The 16,259-nt window shown below is 41.6% G+C and carries 23 protein-coding genes and 1 pseudogene; 12 read left to right on the plus strand and 12 right to left on the minus strand.

Going from position 1 to position 16,259, the window contains the following annotated elements:
- Window positions 1-50: 50 nt before the first annotated feature.
- Entirely contained in the window at window positions 51-230 is a 180-nt protein-coding gene (locus tag HWQ38_RS36605) for a hypothetical protein (RefSeq protein WP_292804213.1), read from the minus strand.
- A 238-nt stretch (window positions 231-468) separates the two neighbouring features.
- On the opposite strand from HWQ38_RS36605, the gene HWQ38_RS36610 reads away from it, so the two are divergent.
- The 4 genes from HWQ38_RS36610 (at window position 469) to HWQ38_RS36625 (ending at window position 2,728) form a co-directional block, all read left to right on the plus strand.
- Window positions 469-867 (plus strand): hypothetical protein, encoded by a 399-nt coding sequence (locus HWQ38_RS36610; protein WP_292804216.1) that lies wholly within the window; start codon window positions 469-471, stop codon window positions 865-867.
- A gap of 5 nt (window positions 868-872) precedes the next feature.
- Window positions 873-1,352: a hypothetical protein gene (locus tag HWQ38_RS36615; protein WP_292804219.1), complete on the plus strand. Its 480-nt coding sequence runs from the start codon at window positions 873-875 to the stop codon at window positions 1,350-1,352.
- Between the two features lie 140 nt (window positions 1,353-1,492).
- Window positions 1,493-2,158 (plus strand): hypothetical protein, encoded by a 666-nt coding sequence (locus HWQ38_RS36620; protein WP_292804222.1) that lies wholly within the window; start codon window positions 1,493-1,495, stop codon window positions 2,156-2,158.
- A 57-nt stretch (window positions 2,159-2,215) separates the two neighbouring features.
- Window positions 2,216-2,728 (plus strand): hypothetical protein, encoded by a 513-nt coding sequence (locus HWQ38_RS36625; RefSeq protein WP_292804225.1) that lies wholly within the window; start codon window positions 2,216-2,218, stop codon window positions 2,726-2,728.
- Window positions 2,729-3,007: 279 nt separating this feature from the next.
- Here the strand turns inward: HWQ38_RS36625 and HWQ38_RS36630 are convergent, their stop codons facing one another.
- From HWQ38_RS36630 to HWQ38_RS36650, 5 genes are all read right to left on the minus strand, one after another.
- Window positions 3,008-3,697 carry a recombinase family protein gene (locus HWQ38_RS36630; protein ID WP_292804227.1) on the minus strand — a complete coding sequence of 230 codons (690 nt, stop codon included), beginning with the start codon at window positions 3,695-3,697 and terminating at the stop codon, window positions 3,008-3,010.
- Window positions 3,698-3,766: 69 nt separating this feature from the next.
- Complete coding sequence (locus tag HWQ38_RS36635) at window positions 3,767-4,429, minus strand: hypothetical protein (protein WP_292804230.1); 663 nt, start codon at window positions 4,427-4,429, stop codon at window positions 3,767-3,769.
- A gap of 395 nt (window positions 4,430-4,824) precedes the next feature.
- The gene (locus tag HWQ38_RS36640; RefSeq protein WP_292804233.1) at window positions 4,825-5,094 is read right to left on the minus strand and encodes a hypothetical protein; all 270 of its coding nucleotides are present in this window, start codon (window positions 5,092-5,094) and stop codon (window positions 4,825-4,827) included.
- A gap of 12 nt (window positions 5,095-5,106) precedes the next feature.
- A complete protein-coding gene (locus HWQ38_RS36645) occupies window positions 5,107-5,496 on the minus strand; it encodes a hypothetical protein (protein WP_292804236.1) in 390 nt (129 codons plus the stop codon).
- A gap of 89 nt (window positions 5,497-5,585) precedes the next feature.
- Window positions 5,586-6,137, minus strand: a complete 552-nt coding sequence (locus HWQ38_RS36650; RefSeq protein WP_292804239.1) for a hypothetical protein — start codon at window positions 6,135-6,137, stop codon at window positions 5,586-5,588.
- A 495-nt stretch (window positions 6,138-6,632) separates the two neighbouring features.
- Here HWQ38_RS36650 and HWQ38_RS36655 point away from each other — a divergent pair, with 495 nt between their 5' ends.
- On the plus strand, window positions 6,633-6,800 hold the full coding sequence (locus tag HWQ38_RS36655) for a hypothetical protein (RefSeq protein ID WP_292804242.1): 168 nt from the start codon (window positions 6,633-6,635) through the stop codon (window positions 6,798-6,800).
- Window positions 6,801-7,029: 229 nt separating this feature from the next.
- Here HWQ38_RS36655 and HWQ38_RS36660 read toward each other — a convergent pair whose 3' ends face one another.
- The 6 genes and pseudogenes from HWQ38_RS36660 to HWQ38_RS36685 form a co-directional block, all read right to left on the minus strand.
- Window positions 7,030-7,341: a hypothetical protein gene (locus tag HWQ38_RS36660; RefSeq protein WP_292804245.1), complete on the minus strand. Its 312-nt coding sequence runs from the start codon at window positions 7,339-7,341 to the stop codon at window positions 7,030-7,032.
- 647 nt (window positions 7,342-7,988) lie between these two features.
- Window positions 7,989-8,453: pseudogene (locus HWQ38_RS36665) on the minus strand (DnaB-like helicase N-terminal domain-containing protein); the annotation flags it as partial.
- Entirely contained in the window at window positions 8,438-10,123 is a 1,686-nt protein-coding gene (locus HWQ38_RS36670) for a hypothetical protein (RefSeq protein ID WP_292804248.1), read from the minus strand. The pseudogene HWQ38_RS36665 and the gene HWQ38_RS36670, both read right to left, overlap by 16 nt.
- Window positions 10,123-10,350, minus strand: coding sequence for a hypothetical protein (locus tag HWQ38_RS36675; protein ID WP_292804251.1), 228 nt, complete (start codon window positions 10,348-10,350; stop codon window positions 10,123-10,125). The genes HWQ38_RS36670 and HWQ38_RS36675 overlap by 1 nt, the downstream gene beginning before the upstream one ends.
- 1,206 nt (window positions 10,351-11,556) lie before the next feature.
- Window positions 11,557-12,057, minus strand: coding sequence for a hypothetical protein (locus HWQ38_RS36680; RefSeq protein ID WP_292804254.1), 501 nt, complete (start codon window positions 12,055-12,057; stop codon window positions 11,557-11,559).
- Entirely contained in the window at window positions 12,054-12,287 is a 234-nt protein-coding gene (locus HWQ38_RS36685) for a hypothetical protein (protein ID WP_292804257.1), read from the minus strand. Before HWQ38_RS36685 ends, HWQ38_RS36680 begins: the two co-directional genes overlap by 4 nt.
- Before the next feature lie 145 nt (window positions 12,288-12,432).
- On the opposite strand from HWQ38_RS36685, the gene HWQ38_RS36690 reads away from it, so the two are divergent.
- The 7 genes from HWQ38_RS36690 (at window position 12,433) to HWQ38_RS36720 (ending at window position 16,167) form a co-directional block, all read left to right on the plus strand.
- On the plus strand, window positions 12,433-13,629 hold the full coding sequence (locus tag HWQ38_RS36690; protein ID WP_292804260.1) for a ParM/StbA family protein: 1,197 nt from the start codon (window positions 12,433-12,435) through the stop codon (window positions 13,627-13,629).
- Between the two features lie 4 nt (window positions 13,630-13,633).
- Window positions 13,634-13,873 carry a hypothetical protein gene (locus tag HWQ38_RS36695; protein WP_292804263.1) on the plus strand — a complete coding sequence of 80 codons (240 nt, stop codon included), beginning with the start codon at window positions 13,634-13,636 and terminating at the stop codon, window positions 13,871-13,873.
- Entirely contained in the window at window positions 13,870-14,118 is a 249-nt protein-coding gene (locus tag HWQ38_RS36700; RefSeq protein WP_292804266.1) for a hypothetical protein, read from the plus strand. The genes HWQ38_RS36695 and HWQ38_RS36700 overlap by 4 nt, the downstream gene beginning before the upstream one ends.
- Window positions 14,115-14,387, plus strand: a complete 273-nt coding sequence (locus HWQ38_RS36705; protein WP_292804269.1) for a hypothetical protein — start codon at window positions 14,115-14,117, stop codon at window positions 14,385-14,387. Before HWQ38_RS36700 ends, HWQ38_RS36705 begins: the two co-directional genes overlap by 4 nt.
- Window positions 14,388-14,661: 274 nt before the next feature.
- The gene (locus tag HWQ38_RS36710; RefSeq protein ID WP_292804272.1) at window positions 14,662-14,829 is read left to right on the plus strand and encodes a hypothetical protein; all 168 of its coding nucleotides are present in this window, start codon (window positions 14,662-14,664) and stop codon (window positions 14,827-14,829) included.
- Complete coding sequence (locus HWQ38_RS36715; protein WP_292804275.1) at window positions 14,830-15,501, plus strand: hypothetical protein; 672 nt, start codon at window positions 14,830-14,832, stop codon at window positions 15,499-15,501.
- 75 nt (window positions 15,502-15,576) lie between these two features.
- The gene (locus HWQ38_RS36720) at window positions 15,577-16,167 is read left to right on the plus strand and encodes a hypothetical protein (RefSeq protein ID WP_292804278.1); all 591 of its coding nucleotides are present in this window, start codon (window positions 15,577-15,579) and stop codon (window positions 16,165-16,167) included.
- The last annotated feature ends 92 nt before the right edge of the window (window positions 16,168-16,259 follow it).

Genomic DNA, 16,259 nt, shown 5'->3' on the forward strand with positions numbered 1-16,259 from the left:
CAATCCGGTGTGACCCTTTGTATCCTCTTATTTTTCTTCCTATCCCCTATTTATTCAGCGGATACATTTTCCATCTGTTCATATAATATATCCGCTCTCGATTGAAGCAAGCTAGCATCTTCATAATCTTCTGATAAAACCGCATCATCTGCTAGATTATTCAATTCCTCTACTGTTTCTTCAAGCTTTACGTATACTCGCAACAATGCGTCAAGTGTTGTTTGTTTCAACTCGGTACTACCTCACATTGTAAAAATTATTCCACAGAACCTCACAAATCTCATTTTTATTGCTGTTCGAGCCTAAAAAACGCGATCGCACTTCCCACCCATCAACCCTTTTTTTTGCTTATATAAAATCCGTATCCCAGTGACCCCCCGTTCGAGGGAATTGAACCTCGTGTTTGTTCCCAGTCAGTTCGTTCCCAGAATAGGGAATTATAAAGGGTAGCTCCCCAGGAAAAACCCCATGAACACCTCAGAATTTTATCAGCAAGCCCGTGCCATGTCCGATCAAATTGAGCGAATAAACGAAATTACCGACTGGATGAAGTCAAACAGAGAAAAGGAATTTAATCAACCCATACAACAGGTAGCTCCGCCCCAAACTTCTGAAACTATCGCCACACCAAAAAACAAATACGAAACGCTGACCCCCGAAAAGATAAAGCAGCAATTCGAGTTACACGGCGAAGCGTTCATTGAAGAAACTCTTGCAGAATTGGGTAAACTTTACCCTGACCAACCGCATGAGAATAAAACTAAAACTTTACCCCCTCCACCACTACCAAAAACACACGAACAAATATTAAAGATGGTCAAGGGTGGCTACTCAAATGAGGACATCTTGGCACGTTTCGAGAGTTAAACTCAATGCCCAGAAAACGAAAAGAATTAACCCCCGAAACTGTAGAAAAACTTCGGGGGCTGAAGTTAGACACCAACATTCAAAGCATTAATGAATTCCGCCCCCGAACCTTCTGCGACCTCGCAGAAGTCAAGCGACAGAAATTAGAAAAAAGGGAATTAGCACGGCAGAAAAAGAAACTTGCCTCTGCTAAGAAGCCCGTTGAAATTATTAAGAAGCCCCCAGAAGAAAAGGGGTGGACTCCTGCGAAGATAGAAGCAGCGAGGCAACGAATTATGATAAATAAGCCTTGGCTTCATAGCACAGGTGCTACAACACTTTTGGGCAAGAAAATATCATCACGAAATTCGTTTAAGCACGGGCTGTATTCCAAAGTTATCGCCAATTCGCCTTTAGAGTCTGTAGAGATATCAGTGACCCCCGAAGATGGAGAACTAAGATTAGATATAAAGTATACCTCTATTCAAGAGAACAAGGCTACGTAAGAATAGCTAGAATCCTTCTATTACAGTACTTTTGTGGTATTTTAAAAGCTAAATCATGGTGGTATAATAGAAAAGCCTGTACTATAAAAAGCACAGGCTTTTGTTTTTTTGAATTTCATATCTAAAAAAATAAAAAAAAAATGGAACAAGTGACCGAGAATATCGAATTAATTCAATACTGGGCAACTTTTTTATCATCAGGTCTTAGTATCCAAACAATGCACGAGATACAGACCCCGAAAAAGATAATAATCCCTGATGAGAAAATAACAAAAATAGATCCTGCAACCTGGGAGATCATTGCTAATTCTGGCAATTGCTTCAAAGAAAGAAAAGTGGGGATGGAACTAACTGATGAGCAGATAGCTAGCCTTGAATTATTAGGATTACCCCCAGAGGCTAAATATCAACCAACAAATGAGCCTGCCCCGAAAGAGCTAAAGTGTATGACAACCCATGCCCCCTTTGCATACTCAATAGTATTAGGGAAGAATGACGTAGAACTTAGAAGAAAGGTCACTAATCATCGGGGCTGGACTTTGATTCAAGCGGGATTGTCAAAAGATTCAGATGAAGCTTTTGAAGAATTCAACATCAATTCCAATGTCGAAAGAGGGTGTATCATCGGTGCGGCTGAATTAGTAGACTGTGTGAAAAACGAAGCTGTCTATTGCTACTTCTTTGAAAATCCGATTAAATTTGACAAAAATATCCCTATTAAGGGTAAACAGTGTCCCATCTGGGGAGCTACGTCTGCATCTGAGCAAAAAGCCTTCGACTTGGCGTGGAATCAAATAGAACACTAGAAGTCTTTGGGGTGAGGAAATCTCCTCACCTTTAATCAATTTAATAAAAGGAACAAAATGGTAAAAAGAATAAATTACGCTTTTTCATTAACTCAAGACAAGGCATACCTAGTGGCTTGCGGTAAAATTCCTGTGACAATCTGCAATGAAGATTACGAAGATGCCAATCATTTTATTATTCACGCCTGTTCTTACGAAGATCCTCTTGATGAAAAAGAGGGAAATCAGAACTTATTGAAAGCAGGATTCCCAAAAGATATTGTCGTCAATAATTCAATTATTGCAACAGCAAAAGCAAATATCTTTGAGTACGACGATAAACGATTCAAAGTAGATGCAATGCGTCACGGGAAAGGCAGTGACCTAAATATCTTTAGGGTTCAATATGAATGGGGTGATGAGCCTGTATACGGCTATGAGTGGCAAGATATAGTAATGCTGCCCAAACCCATATTAAATATTGCAGAAGATGCCGAAGATGGCATGGTGTGGGAAACAGAATCACCTTTTGAGGTGATGTGTTTTAGATTGGCTCTAAATGAAAGGTTAACTATATCTGGACAAAATTAGTAAAGTATTTTTGATAAGGAACTACATGGCACACCACGAATAGCGATGAGACTCAAAAATTCGCCTCTATCTAGCATATTTTACAGGGTATGGATTCATACTCCTTAGTATTTTCAAGGGCAATTCCGGTCATCCTGACGGGGCTATTTTGGCATCCTTGCCAGTCTAGAAGCCTAGCCACTCCCTAAAATCCTAAGTGCGATCGCATCCTCCCAATTGCCAACAAGAGGAAATGCGATCGCATTTCTTAGACCGCATATTTATAGTAGTTAATTGCTTTTAATTGATGCCGATACTTATCAATCTGGATCTAATCCCCGCAGCGTACCACACGCCACCTTTGGAGGTGGTTAATCCTACTTCATTCAATTTATCAGCTATTTTCAAATAGCCCAATCCCTCACCCCGTAGTTGTGTAGCGAGTCTCATTGCATCTTCAGTTTTGGCTCTAGCCTTATTCATTGATACTGTTCGCGCTACTTTTCCGTTTTCATGTCCCTGAGATTTCCTTACCGATAGTGCCGACTTCGTTCTTTCGCTTATTTGCCTCCTTTCCTCCTCTGCCATCATTGCCCAGATATAAATTTCTAGTTGCGTCATCTTTGGGGATGAAGCTATCAGCAAATCTGGCGTATTGGTTCCCCAAGCATATTTTTGAGTAAAGCCAGCTACGTGATACATTACGCGAGAGAATCTATCAAGTTTCGCCACCATAATTTTGCTACCATTCTCTTGAGCCAATGCCAGACATTGCAAAAATATAGGTCGTTCCTTTGGGTCTACCTTCCCGCTAATTGTCTCCTGGAATTCCCCGATAATTTCTAATTCTAATTGTTGGGCTACCTTCCTACATAAATCTAATTGGGCTTCCATCCCAAGCCCTGATTTCTCCTGTTGATCTGTGGACACGCGGCAATAAATTACTACCGTGTTTGTGTCGATATTTTTTGATTTTTTGACTGTAGCCATTGGCTTGTAGTAGTCTAAGGGGCGATCGCACCTAATCATGAATTACCAAAGATGCAAACGTAGCTACCTTCAAGATTCGCTCCACTCAAGAAACTTAACCTTCATTTCTTCGTGTTCTGGTGTCCCTACTTTATATCCCCAAGTCTGTGTCACCACCATATCAATGTTATGTCCCTCTGCTAATAAATAATTAGCATTGATAAATTTATCAGTCTCGTTTATTTCGCTTGCATTCTGTGTCTGGTCGCCTTCACAGAGGGCTACTAATTCTCTAAGTTCTGCTAAATATAATTGTCTTTGGGCTTCGCTAGCCATTGCCCACTTCTGGTTAATCCGCCTAATTCTGTATTCTTTCTCAGCCTTAGCATTTATCTTTTTAGTCTCTGTTTCAATCTCAAAATCAAGTAGCTTGGATTCCCCAATTAATAATGCAAAGCTTGAAGTAACTATGCTTACTCCTAATAGAAAAAACTTTTGAAGCTTCAAATCATCATAGTTAGCGGCAATCTTTTGAGCTTTCTTTTTATCAATTCCATAAGGTAGTTTTGGTTCATTTTCGGTAAGAATAAATATCTGATTATATTCCTGTCCAAACTGCCCTTGCTCTTTCTGGTTCCAAACCTCAAAGCTTTCTAAATTACCTGCAAATGCCCCAAACAAGGAACCAATTGACACACATCCTAGAAGAATAAATCCTATTTTTGATTCATTTGATTCACTTAGTTTTGCCATTTCTTACACTCAGATATAGGGAAGCTGTAATAAGAGGGATAGCTATAAGTGTTATTGCCTTTGTAAGAATATTTTGCAAATCAAAATTTATATAAATCTCGAATAAATCCCAGTAACCGCCGATCCACCCGATAAAAATAGAAGCACCAATAATTACTGCAATACTCTTCTCATTCTCTGTTAGGGCAATGATATAAAAGCAGTACAAGAGTATTGATAATCTGAGTAAAAGAACTGGGTAAAAGAAGGCAGGATTAAGCCTCACAAAGAATGCAAATGCACAACTCACCCCAGCATACAATGCAAGCTCATTAAAATTTTTCAGGTGGCGTATCCTAATCTAAAAAGTATTGTTGTTTAGGTTATGCCCCAGCTATTATTCTGAGGCATAACTATTAGTCATTGCTTGTGAAAGCCGAGTCTACAAAAGCTTTTAGTTTCTGTTTTCTCTCGTTGCCAAATTCCATCTTGGCTTGCTTGGATTCAGAGAGAATCTTCTGATTACTAGCTAACAATTGGAATTCCACATCAATGATTTGGCTCTCATTACCAAATACCGAATCTTGATAGTAGTTAGCATAGGCTTGACTACGCTGCTCAATCAGAGAATTCCTCACATTAGTTCGATGCTCTAATTTAGTAGCCTTCCCACCTCCCCTAGCCATCGCTATAAAAATTTATGCTGTTTCCTGATCAATCCTTTCTTGATGTCGGAGTGCAGCTTTTGTCAAGTTTTTATGGAACTCAGCCAGCTTAATATCTGCCTTCAAAAGTTGCGAGGTCAATTTGATTAATTCAGGCAACAACTTGGAATTGCTGGAGAGCATATCAGCTATCTTTCTCATAATCTTAATGTTCTCAGGATTCGCATCTTTTAGGCTCACTTGTCCCAAGTCGATCGGCAAGCCGTAAACCTTTGATAGATGGGATAATTTCGACGTGATCGCAGGTGGAATCATCTGGGCTGCGCTTGCCTGTTTTATCTGTCCAGCCTTGAATTTATTCTCAATCTTCCGTGTATTAGTCGCAGTTGCTTGCTGTGAATCTTGAGGCTTTTTAATATCCATAGAATATGTGTCTGTGTTGTGGGTGATAGGTCAAAAATGACCCAGGATTTTAGCGGGAATTGAACCCGCGTACAGCCTTGAACTGATAATCAAATACCGAATGATTCCATTAACTCTAGTAACTCATTGTGCAAACTCAATTCTTCTGAATCTTCCCCAGGTGCAAGCTGTTTCAATCCCTCACTGTTCCAAATATTAGAATTTAATGTCATCCGTCGTAACGAATCATCTTGTGTTGTCTTCTGATGATTGGCGAGGTCTGAGTAAAATCTTTGTTCAGCCTGAAAAATCAATGACTCAGCCTTAAACTTTTCTGCCTTCAACCTTGACTTAGCTTGCTGTAAGTAGAGTAATAAATTATTTTTTAATTCTTTAACTCCAATAATTTCTATTACTTTTTGGTCAATCTCTGATGGCTCACTTAGTTCTATTTCGCCACTTTCCGAAGGTGCGATCGTGTGCATCTTGCTCTCTTCTTGTGCTGGTTGTAGCGACTTCGCGGCTGATAGTAGGTGTAAGTCCAATTTGTTGATTTGTTCCTTGGTGAGTAGCGCGGGTACTACTCCCAGTACTTCATTACAGAGTTTCTTTAGTTTGGTTAGTGTGAGACTACGCGATTCTGCAAATTGCTTTAGGATCATTGTTATTTGGCTCCTCTTTTATCTCTGGGTAGTTGATATTGAATTGGGCTTTAGAGTACTGATGTTGCACCCGTGGGTCGTGTTCTAGGGAGTGTTTTAACAGTTCTGCTTTGGGGATTAATTTTAAGAATTGATTGATACGGAATAAGACCCAACATTGATAGATGGTGAGGGGATGGGAAGTCAAAAATTCGCCGTGTAGAGTGGGATAATCAGGGAGGAAATCATCAACAAAAAGGGTAGCTACCTCGTGATAATTGTGTATGCTACGAAGTGAACATTTTATTTTCACAGCAAGCTTTGATTTAGACGTGAAACTATCTAAATCTTGAACAGGAAAATCGTCCATAGTCTATCTTTTGAGTGCAATTCTTGTGGGTTGCATTTTTATAGTAGCAGGGAATCCCAGGGATTCCCATCAGAAAAACTAAGGTAATTCTCCAACAAGATAAAATATGCTGATGAAATCCCTGCGATTCCCCGTGATATAAATTGATGGCAGCAACTAAAAAATATAGAGGACTAAGATTTTCAATCGTCTTGCAGAAACCTGTAGCCGAGAAGGTTAAAAGTTTTGCAGAATCCGAAGGCAGACCCCTATCCCAAATGATTGCAAGGTTGGTTGATGAAGCGATCGCGGCAAGAGAATCTAAAGGTGAATAATCACGGTGAACCTGAAACTCATCTGCAATGCCTGACCCATGCCTTAACCTTGCCCCTTGGCTACAACTACATTGCAGCCTAGAAAGCCTACTGAGCATGGACAAGGCAACTCTCGCGCACATATATAAGGTAGCTACGCTCCCAAAATGGCTGAAAATTTTTTAAAATCCCTTAGTGTTTTCGAGGGATTTTCAGCCATTCACCTTTGGGGTCATTCATCAAGACTGCGTTATGGGTGCGTCTCAATTGCAAAGTGACAGATTTTACCGTGGTGGATGCTCCTATACTGAACTTCTCCGAAGGGCGATCGCGTGCATCCTGTGGGAGCTACCGATTTGTAAACTTTCTTTAAGGGACTTAACTCAACTTCTCCGAAGGGCGATCGCTTGCATCCTGTGGGAGCTACCGATTTGTAAACTTTCTTTAAGGGACTTAACTCAACTTCTCCGAAGGGCGATCGCTTGCATCCTGTGGGAGCTACCGATTTGTAAACTTTCTTTAAGGGGCTTAACCCAACTTCCCGAAGGGCGATCGCTTGCATCCTGGCTGTCCACCACGGGAGGAATTACAACATTTAGGCTCTATCTTTTGGGGGTCAAAATGCAATTAATGATAGGGAATTATTCAACGGGGGCAAGGGCGGGAGCTACTTTTTAGAATTATTTAATAGTAGTAACTAATGAGTGAAAGCCTTGTGTAGCAGATTATAGGACAAAATAAAAGCAACGATTAAGGAGCAATCTTTTTTCTAATGGCTATTGGCTAGATGGCAATCTTTTTCTTGATTGCTATTGGCAATTAATCTCGTGTCACTTAAAATGAAGAATAGGATCGACGAACCTTTTTATGCCTAAGAAAAAAATTGAAGACTGCGCGACTGACCCCCAACCTTCACATTCCGACAACCTACAGGAGTTGATTTGAGGGCGATTGCGGACAAGAACAATATTAAAATCCAGCACATCCTAGGCATCACCGTGCCAAAAAAGGTTTTTTGTACGCTAAGAAAATTTCAAGTGCCTGAAACGACGATTTTTCGTTCAAACTTGATCAAAACTAGCAGCACAACCATAGTTCTTTCACCAAAAAGCACTTCTTAAAAGGCTTACCCCATCTTAGTTTCAGCCTTAGCGTACAATTTACCCGGTTTGGCACGGTGACGCCATCATCGAGTTGGCTTTGGTGGCGAATAGAAAATACTTTCTGCTCTGCTGCATCTAGACGCTGCACTAGAGGTTGTGATAGGTCATAGCCTAACTTGACAATTTGATTACCAGTAGATATTAATTTTCTGCTGAGGTATTTCTCCACGACCATTTCAGCCAAACCATCAATGTTGACTGCCGATACAGTGCGGTCAACAAGGGTTGCTAACTTCTTTCTGCCACCAACTCTTTCTAATAAATCATGGTCAGTCAGGCAACTTGTGACAGTCAACAAATCTGTGGGCTTGTGTTCAGAGTGTAGCCGCAGCGCTGCGGCATAAATATCTCTGTGGGCTTGAACATAAAATGCCTCTGGAATTAAAGTATCTACAACCCTTTCTATGGCTTCAGGGTCTAGCAAGATGCCACCCAAGATTGCTTCTTCGGCTTCAATATTTTGCGGAGGCAGCTTGCCATCAATACCCGCAAAATCTAAACTCTCTGACATATCAATGCATCTTTAATTTGTTTGATTATTTGGAGTGTCAAGCTTGGAATAAGTTGTTTAGCAATTGGCATGGTGGTGAATTGCATCCAATGTTTGTGCCACGAGGAAAGTTTCAAAAACTCCTCTCCACCAAGATTGATAAACTTTTCAAGCAATGAAGCGTGTTCTTCTGGCTGCATTCTATGAAAATCGGGGGCAGCAGAGGCTCGAACAGTATTCAAGTTAGCATCCTGTACTTTCAGCTTCTGCGAGTCCTCGCAGAGGGCATCGGCGGCTTTTGGCTTATGATCTGCCCCACTAACCCATTGCGCCTGGGATTCTTCAGTTTCTTTCGCTACTGCATAAGAGTCAACTTCCCGCTCTGGTTCCAGTTGTGGCGATTCTTTTTCTTTGGCAGCAGGCTTCAAGGGGGGAACATTCACCACATCTGCGATCACATTCTTAATGCCTTGAATTGCTGACAAGGCATAGGGAGCAACCTCTTCTATAACCTGCTCAGGGGATTTAGTTTCTGTTACCCGTATCTCTTCTGGCAAGGGCAACGCTGCCCTCTGATTTTTGACAATCATTAGTTCATCGGCTGCTGTGTCCATCCCGCCATTTAGACGTACCTGGACGTTGGCTACTTGATGAACAAAGGTATCTTGATACCATTGCCATTCAATAGGGAGGTTTCTTGGATCTTTGCAGAAGTGCTTCATTGCATTCGTGCGCTTGTCAGTTAAAGTGTCGCCGTATTTTTTCACCCACCTCTCTGCAACTGCGTTCAAGAATGCATCATCTAGCTTGCCGGATTCAGTACGCCACGGCCCATGTGGTAGCCAATCCCACTCAGGATTTTTTTGTGAATTTTTGTTGCGCGGCGCGGCGGAACGTTTACCTTCATGAGTGGTTTTGTTCGTTAGATGCAAAGTCCCTGTTTCATCTGGAAACGTAGTGCCAGATCCAGGACTACCATCTTGAAATTTTTCTGGGCCTCCTTCTTGCTGGCCACCATCTTCATTTTTTCCAAAACTCCCTTCCAATCTTCTATGGGAGTTATTTGGATCTTCTTTATATATAGATGATTGTGCAGTTTTGGTACATTGCAATGTCTGATTTTGGTACATTGAAATGTCCTGTTTTTGTACATTGGCTCTGGGACTGCGTTTGCGGCGATTTTGGCGATTAGCATATGAGGTTGGCTCACTATTTTGGCGATTAGCATATGAGGTTGGCTCACTGTTTTGTTTACCGAAAAGTAGGTCAAAGCCTGTGTCCTCATAGATTTTCTGGTAATTCAAGCAGTACCACTTTCGCTGATTATCTTCCTGTAGTAAATCTGGGCAATTATCTACAAAGCCAACGTTTCGCTTCAGATCGTAAAACCGTTTACTGATGACCCAGCCGATTTGTTCTAGATACCGAATTATGCTCCCAACCTTTCTGAGTGCTAACCAAGGGAAGCTCTCAGCCCATTTCTTGTACCCGTTCATGATCCATTTACGGCCATCTTCCATCAGGTAGCCGGAATATTCATTCTGATGCCAAAAGTGCAGGTGCTGCACAAACATGGCCTTGTCTGAGCTTTTTAGGAAAACTGCTAATGCGTCGTAGCAGATTTTGAAGTAACTCTTGGGTGGTGTTCTGGATTCTGGCGCGAACGCAGTTCCAATTTGTGGTGCTATCATTACGCCGCACCTCCACTATTCATCGCTGAATTATGGATACTGTTGTTGGCTGTATTCGCTCGTAGACAAGGATTGTGAGTATAATTATTGCCACCCACCAAAAAGTCTATTACTATGTAGTCATTAATGGATGGACTTTTACTTTGATCGTTTTTCTGCGATCGCGGTGTGGTAATTTCTTTACCATTTTCTAGCGCAGTCGGAATTAATATCAAATTTTCTGACATTTCTTTTCTCTCAGTAGTGGTTTATGCTGCCACCCAGAGGAGAAAGAGCTAGCTTTACTTATCTACGATGAGCTTTACGCTTAGTTTCGATTTTTCCTGAATTTATTTGAATTTATTTGAATTTATTCGCTTGTAATCCAGAATTCATCAAATAATTACCAAAAATTCGATATCATAAAACAAGTAGTAGTCTCTAAAAGAGGCTAGTACACGCTTTCTCCTTTCCCAATTGGTGAAATCGAAGTAGAAAGTAGCTCTTCTCTGGGGTGAAACTAATTCGGTGGAAAGTGTGAGCGGGTGTTTGCCGCACCTGCTCACGAGTCGAAAAACAATCTTTGTTCAGAATGAAAGTTTTGAGCCATAAACCTGTGAGCTTGCGACTCATGGGTTTTTTGGTATGGCAACAACTTTGTACGTTTCGTTAAAACCTCCTAGCTTGTCAGCATCCTTTATCTGTTTTTTTTGATCAAAGGCGGTTAATCCTTTATCTGTCTTTTAATTGCCGCCTCAACTGCTGGGTCGTCCAGGCAGCGTGAGAGGTATTCGAGTAAGTCACTTTTCGATAGATGGAATTGTGATGCTTTCTCTCGAAGCAGGTCATGTGCGAACGGTGTAATCAATGTGGCAAGTTGCGTTTTCGATTGTCCCCAGTATAATCGCCTCCTCCTGATTGAAATAGGGGGTTCTTCTATTTCAATTTGGTTGGTTTTTATTTGTAACATTTTGATTTGCCTTACTACTAGATAATACTTTAAGTTTGGTGATTTTGCATCTGAAAATTGAAAAATAATACTTGCACACATATCTTTATAATTGCTACCAACCTATATATGTTGCAGTTTTACAGTGAGTAGCTGAGGCATAAATGGTCTGCCTATGGAGAAAATAATGAGAGAACGGAATGTGTGTCCCTTTGGTATGCCGATTTACTCCCCAAGTGTCTAGCGTACAGGCAGTACAGGAGAGTGTATTTACTTTTTCTATAGCAATTTGGTTGCAACTGTAAGTCCTTTATTTGTGGGCGTATATGGCGGTAGACCGCCATATTGAGTTAGTCAAATCGGCACTATTTGTCAATGTGGACACTAGGCGATACTGCATACAGTTTTATTCTTAATTCCATTGATTTCATTGCCATCATCCGTATAACTGGTAGACACTTATTGAATTTAGCTGTTGATTTAATTGCTAGGTTAATAGACTAATCTACTGAATTACTCTCATTCCTAAGTTCTCGCAAATTTGGTAAAAGTCGCCATCACCACCGTCAAATAATCTGTAACGAGTTGTAAATTCAAGGTCATTAGTTCTAGTGGGGTCGGTTGGCTCGAAGCTGCGCCAGGTGTACTCGAAAACAGTCTCCCCTTGTTGTCGAACCTCGCGTCGGAAGTCATGCAAATCTTGAGCATCCCAGAATTGCGATCGCGTCCAGGTGGTTGCTTCTTGCAGGGTATGTCCAGGGTTGAGGATGCTGCACCCATCGCTCATAATAATTTGAAGTTCATCAGAAAGCCTTGTTACTCCAGCCCTACGCGGATTATTCATTAGGTCATTGGCTATCACTAACAACCCCGGACTAATGGCAACGTTGGCGAACCAGAGGAGTTTACTTGGTTCATCAATAATTGACGTTTCTATGTTTGGTGCAGCAATTTGTGGCTTTGTGGCTTTAGAGTGCTTTAAGTCTGGTTGGCTAGAGTCGGTCATGCTGTACCCTTGCCTTTTTTGCCCTTGGGTGTTGAGGAAGGTTGCTCATGATTTGCTAGCCAAAGGCTAATTGCTTCATCTAGTGCATCGCTTTGGGTTATTTGCAAGGCAGTGCAAGCAATTTTAAAGTTTAAAGCTTTCTCCTTTGGTATATACCCGCTAACTTGAGTGAAATTTGGATCGTCTCGTTTTGTTACCACATTGCTGTTTTCTATTTGTTCTGAAAACATTTTGACATTACCTCAAGAAAATTCGTTATTCATTACTTCATTACTTCATGAGTTCATGAAGTAATGCTATCATAACACCATAGCCAAAAAACGCCACGCACCAAAGGCAACGCAAGCCAAGAAGTGATGGTTTGGCTACCTCTGCATGGATATCTGGATTTACGCTGATTTGCCTAAAAACCAAGTCCAGCCCAGACAAATCAAAAGTTCTAAAGAATTATTAACAATGACTTCCACAACCACCAATCCCAAAAATTGGCTACTTCAAGCTGAGGAGCTAGCCAAATCCGGGCTAACTGACCTCACAGGAGGTAAAGACGCAGGTGCGGGGTATGGGAAGGCAGTCTATGATGATTTTTCAATCATGATGCCAGCCGCATACTCACTTGTTCGCAACCGAAACATCATGCACCCATGTCCCATCTCAAAAGATGGGACATGGGTGCGGTATGTAGAAGGAACGCGGCTTGACTTAAAAGAAGTTCAATTCTTCTGGGGCAGTGCAGCGATCGCTCAAAGTGACCACATCCTGCTACACGAAGATAAAGCCAAAAAAGCAGAATTGGCATTAGAAAGCATCCTTGCGGATTTGGCAGTTCTTAACATTCCCAATGGGGTCAAGCTTTCAATTAGCCTGAGTAATCACAACCCAGAACGCTGGGCAAGTGAGATTAAACGTAGGGTTGAAGGGACTCACACCTTTGAACATCTGCACCCTGTAACTCGTTCCATTGTCACCAAGACAGTTGAAATTGTTGTCCCAGAAGTTTATCCAGAAGGGTTTGGTTCCATTGCCTACTGCTTATTTGGTGAAGGAAGCCTAATTCTTGATCCATCAGAATTAGCGATCGCATTGGATCTCGGCGCATCAACGTGGTTGGCGACCGTATTTAACGGGGCTGGTGCAGTAGTTGACCGCCATTTAATTGAAGGTGGAGCCGGAGAACTGCACACCATGATTGCAGAATCCCTGGATAAGCGAAGCGACAAGGTGAGTTTATTGTCCAGGGATATAAAACACTCACCCAGTTTAATAAACCAAGGGATTTTAGATGGGACTTTCACCTATGGAGGCAACGCTTCTACTGGCAAGAACTTTGAGGCAGAGTACAGCGAATGTCTAGATGAATGGTGGAGTAGCAGGATTGAGAAATTCGCCAACTTTGTGACTGCTGGTAATTACCTGGATAGAGCGAAATACCTTGTTGCCTGGGGTGGGGGAGTTTCTTTACCAGTTGTGGATCAGAACTTAGCTGCGTTAGGTTTTACAACCTTAAAGAATCCCCAATATATCAACGCATTGGGATTGCAATTATTAACTCAAATTTCAAAAGGAGCATAAATAAATGAACTACGAATCTCGGCGCGTAACTATATCCTTTTTGGCAGTTTCGGAATTGTGCGAATTATTTAATTTACCTCAAGACGTACCAACACAGGCAATTAGTTCTTGCATAGAGAAGTTAGTTTTCCAACAACGTAATGTGCAAGCATCACCCAAGGCAGAAACAGTGCAAGTGCAATCTACCCATCCGAATAAAGCAGGACTTAGCGCAATGGCCAGCAGTTTTAGAGGAGCAGCATGAAGTTCAATATCAAAGTCAACAAACCAATTCTACTTTCTATCACTAGCACTACATTTTTAATGCTTGGCTATTTCGGTTCGCAGTATTTCAGCAAAAACATAATGTTCACCTTGGCGGCGACTGTTGGAGGTGGAGGAGCAATCGCTTATGTAATTCAGAAACCCAGTGAACAGAAAGCGCCAGCCAATGAACCAGAGCCAACAATGCCACCAATGAAAACTCAAAGGAGAGTAAAGAAATCATGAGCAGCACAATGCAGTCACAACCGAGCTTAACGACCACCGAGATAATGACTATCCTTGACGGTTGCAAGCAGACTTTAAAGTTCGTGCAGTCCTGCGCCGCTTACCAAGAAATTGAATGCTCTGAAAGATTCACTACATCAAATGATTTACGACTGGGTGATGCGATTCAGAGTCTTAGCGAAGTTGGTCAAGCAATTGCAAATATTGAGTTTTACCAGAATCATTCTGAGGAAATAGAAAATGCTCTCAATTCCACTTTTACGGCGTAACCAGCTTTATTGTTTTCGGGGTGAACAACTCCGCTACTGCCGTGAGAATAATCAAACTTTTATTTTCACTGATTCCAAACATAGACACAAACAATTAACCCAAAGTCAAGTAGAGCTTGAGATTATCGAGATTGTTGAGTTTTGCGAGAACTGATGAGAAGCGATGGCTACGCCCGCCGCAGGCATCGCTTAAGAGTTCCAATCAACTGCGATCGCCCACTCTGAAATGTATCTCTCGCCGCAAAACGAAAAGTACATAAAGGATTCTAGCACCATGAGCAAATATTATCTCTGTGAAGCCGACAAAGCTGACGAAGGAATAAATAAGGTTACGCCCTACAACGATGGGGAAACAGCATTGCTTGCAGCAAATTCAAGTACGGCGGCAGTGCATTTTATTTCTACAATAAACCCGCTAGCTGATGGCGAGGCAGAAGATTAAATGGCACGTAATTTTGGATCTGCGAAACTCAAAAATCATATCCCCGCAACTGCGCCTGGAACATTAGGCGCAATGGGTAAATTGTTTGGGGTAAGTGCTGATGATTTCCATAAAGCATTACTTGGTGATCAGACTACCATTACTAAAATATCCGACCTGGGGAGACTCTCCGATACTGCAAAAACGAACTTACCAAAAGCGCTGGAAGCATATCGAAAAATCCTTGAAACTACAGGAGATATTAATCAAGCTTACGCCGAACTTGTGCAACTAACCCAGAAGCACGGGGGACAAACTCTTAAGGCAATTAATACTGCAAAAACTGGGGAACAGCGATTAAAAAACGAGATGCTAGAGATGAACGCGGAATTGGTAAACGCCACGACTGCGGAAGCAACTCGCCATGCTCAACGCTCATCCTTAATTCAAATATCTGGAGCAACTGCTGATTTAATGGCGATCGCAAAGTACGAGGTGGATATGTTGAAGGCATCCCACAAGCTACCAGATGCCCAAGACGCGGCGGATTTAGCTTATGAAAATGCTGTAACTGCGGCATTGTGGTCGAGAGGTAGTGAAGCGAAAACTGACCGCATACCAAAACCAAATTATAGCCGCAGTGGTGGATTATCCAAAGCTGGTAATTGGTTCAAAAACTTCATGGGTATTTAGTCTGAATTAGTCAAAAATGGGGGAAATATTACTCCCCTGTTTCCTTGTGATTTCCCTTGCAGTAGGTAATGCCCAATGAATGAAATCGAATCCTTATTATCGCGGTTTCAACCCAATAATAACCAATCCTCTCCTACTATGTGGGGTGATGTCACAGGTGAACAAGAAGAATCTTCTAGCACTCCAGAAGATGAGGACAGTGAACGGTTGGAGGAATCAATTAGAGAAGTTTTCAGCAATAAACAATTACTGAATAAATCACTTGCTACTTTTCTGGGGGTGTTTGCTGCCAGTGGTGGAGTAAACCTGATGACTTATTTAGGAATTGGGGCAATGGCAACTGGTACTTTATCCAGTATTGTACTTGGTTTATTTTTCGCTAATGCCCTCACCAAGATTCGATATGATGACCAAATTCACATTGACCGAGAATTCATTGTTGCAGCTGCACAGACAACGAGTGTAGCAGCTTCCTTGTGGATCGCCTTTGATGAATATCGGGCTGTGTCTGACGCAAGTAAAACTGGTAAAACTCTTTTCTATGAAGAAGTAAAGCACTATGAGATTAAGTCCGTAGCACAGACTGATTTACCCTGGACATTAATCGGTGGCTCACTTCTTGGCTTGTTAGCGATCGCAGTATTTTTAAAGTGGAGGAACAGTTGAGTATTCGCTCCTCGTTTGAAGATTATAAACCAATACGGTTCAGTTAAGGCTAGAATAGCTGTAAAATAGGCATTGTTTCCAAAAATGGAAAT

It is taken from the genome of Nostoc sp. NMS7 (assembly GCF_017115085.1).
Classification (GTDB): domain Bacteria; phylum Cyanobacteriota; class Cyanobacteriia; order Cyanobacteriales; family Nostocaceae; genus Nostoc.

Excerpts from the sequence above, each read along its gene's own strand:
- HWQ38_RS36610 (WP_292804216.1), top strand. The coding sequence starts at position 469 with ATGAACACCTCAGAATTTTATCAGCAAGCCCGTGCCATGTCCGATCAA.
- HWQ38_RS36615 (WP_292804219.1), top strand. The coding sequence starts at position 873 with ATGCCCAGAAAACGAAAAGAATTAACCCCCGAAACTGTAGAAAAACTT.
- HWQ38_RS36700 (WP_292804266.1), top strand. The coding sequence starts at position 13,870 with ATGAAGTTCAATATCAAAGTCAACAAACCAATTCTACTTTCTATCACT.
- HWQ38_RS36660 (WP_292804245.1), bottom strand. The coding sequence starts at position 7,341 with ATGCAAGCGATCGCCCTTCGGGAAGTTGGGTTAAGCCCCTTAAAGAAA.
- HWQ38_RS36620 (WP_292804222.1), top strand. The coding sequence starts at position 1,493 with ATGGAACAAGTGACCGAGAATATCGAATTAATTCAATACTGGGCAACT.
- HWQ38_RS36635 (WP_292804230.1), bottom strand. The coding sequence starts at position 4,429 with ATGGCAAAACTAAGTGAATCAAATGAATCAAAAATAGGATTTATTCTT.
- HWQ38_RS36710 (WP_292804272.1), top strand. The coding sequence starts at position 14,662 with ATGAGCAAATATTATCTCTGTGAAGCCGACAAAGCTGACGAAGGAATA.
- HWQ38_RS36680 (WP_292804254.1), bottom strand. The coding sequence starts at position 12,057 with ATGACCGACTCTAGCCAACCAGACTTAAAGCACTCTAAAGCCACAAAG.
- HWQ38_RS36630 (WP_292804227.1), bottom strand. The coding sequence starts at position 3,697 with ATGGCTACAGTCAAAAAATCAAAAAATATCGACACAAACACGGTAGTA.
- HWQ38_RS36720 (WP_292804278.1), top strand. The coding sequence starts at position 15,577 with ATGAATGAAATCGAATCCTTATTATCGCGGTTTCAACCCAATAATAAC.
- HWQ38_RS36640 (WP_292804233.1), bottom strand. The coding sequence starts at position 5,094 with ATGGCTAGGGGAGGTGGGAAGGCTACTAAATTAGAGCATCGAACTAAT.
- HWQ38_RS36675 (WP_292804251.1), bottom strand. The coding sequence starts at position 10,350 with ATGTCAGAAAATTTGATATTAATTCCGACTGCGCTAGAAAATGGTAAA.
- HWQ38_RS36715 (WP_292804275.1), top strand. The coding sequence starts at position 14,830 with ATGGCACGTAATTTTGGATCTGCGAAACTCAAAAATCATATCCCCGCA.
- HWQ38_RS36655 (WP_292804242.1), top strand. The coding sequence starts at position 6,633 with ATGGCAGCAACTAAAAAATATAGAGGACTAAGATTTTCAATCGTCTTG.
- HWQ38_RS36705 (WP_292804269.1), top strand. The coding sequence starts at position 14,115 with ATGAGCAGCACAATGCAGTCACAACCGAGCTTAACGACCACCGAGATA.
- HWQ38_RS36625 (WP_292804225.1), top strand. The coding sequence starts at position 2,216 with ATGGTAAAAAGAATAAATTACGCTTTTTCATTAACTCAAGACAAGGCA.
- HWQ38_RS36670 (WP_292804248.1), bottom strand. The coding sequence starts at position 10,123 with ATGATAGCACCACAAATTGGAACTGCGTTCGCGCCAGAATCCAGAACA.
- HWQ38_RS36695 (WP_292804263.1), top strand. The coding sequence starts at position 13,634 with ATGAACTACGAATCTCGGCGCGTAACTATATCCTTTTTGGCAGTTTCG.
- HWQ38_RS36690 (WP_292804260.1), top strand. The coding sequence starts at position 12,433 with ATGGATATCTGGATTTACGCTGATTTGCCTAAAAACCAAGTCCAGCCC.
- HWQ38_RS36685 (WP_292804257.1), bottom strand. The coding sequence starts at position 12,287 with ATGTTTTCAGAACAAATAGAAAACAGCAATGTGGTAACAAAACGAGAC.
- HWQ38_RS36650 (WP_292804239.1), bottom strand. The coding sequence starts at position 6,137 with ATGATCCTAAAGCAATTTGCAGAATCGCGTAGTCTCACACTAACCAAA.
- HWQ38_RS36645 (WP_292804236.1), bottom strand. The coding sequence starts at position 5,496 with ATGGATATTAAAAAGCCTCAAGATTCACAGCAAGCAACTGCGACTAAT.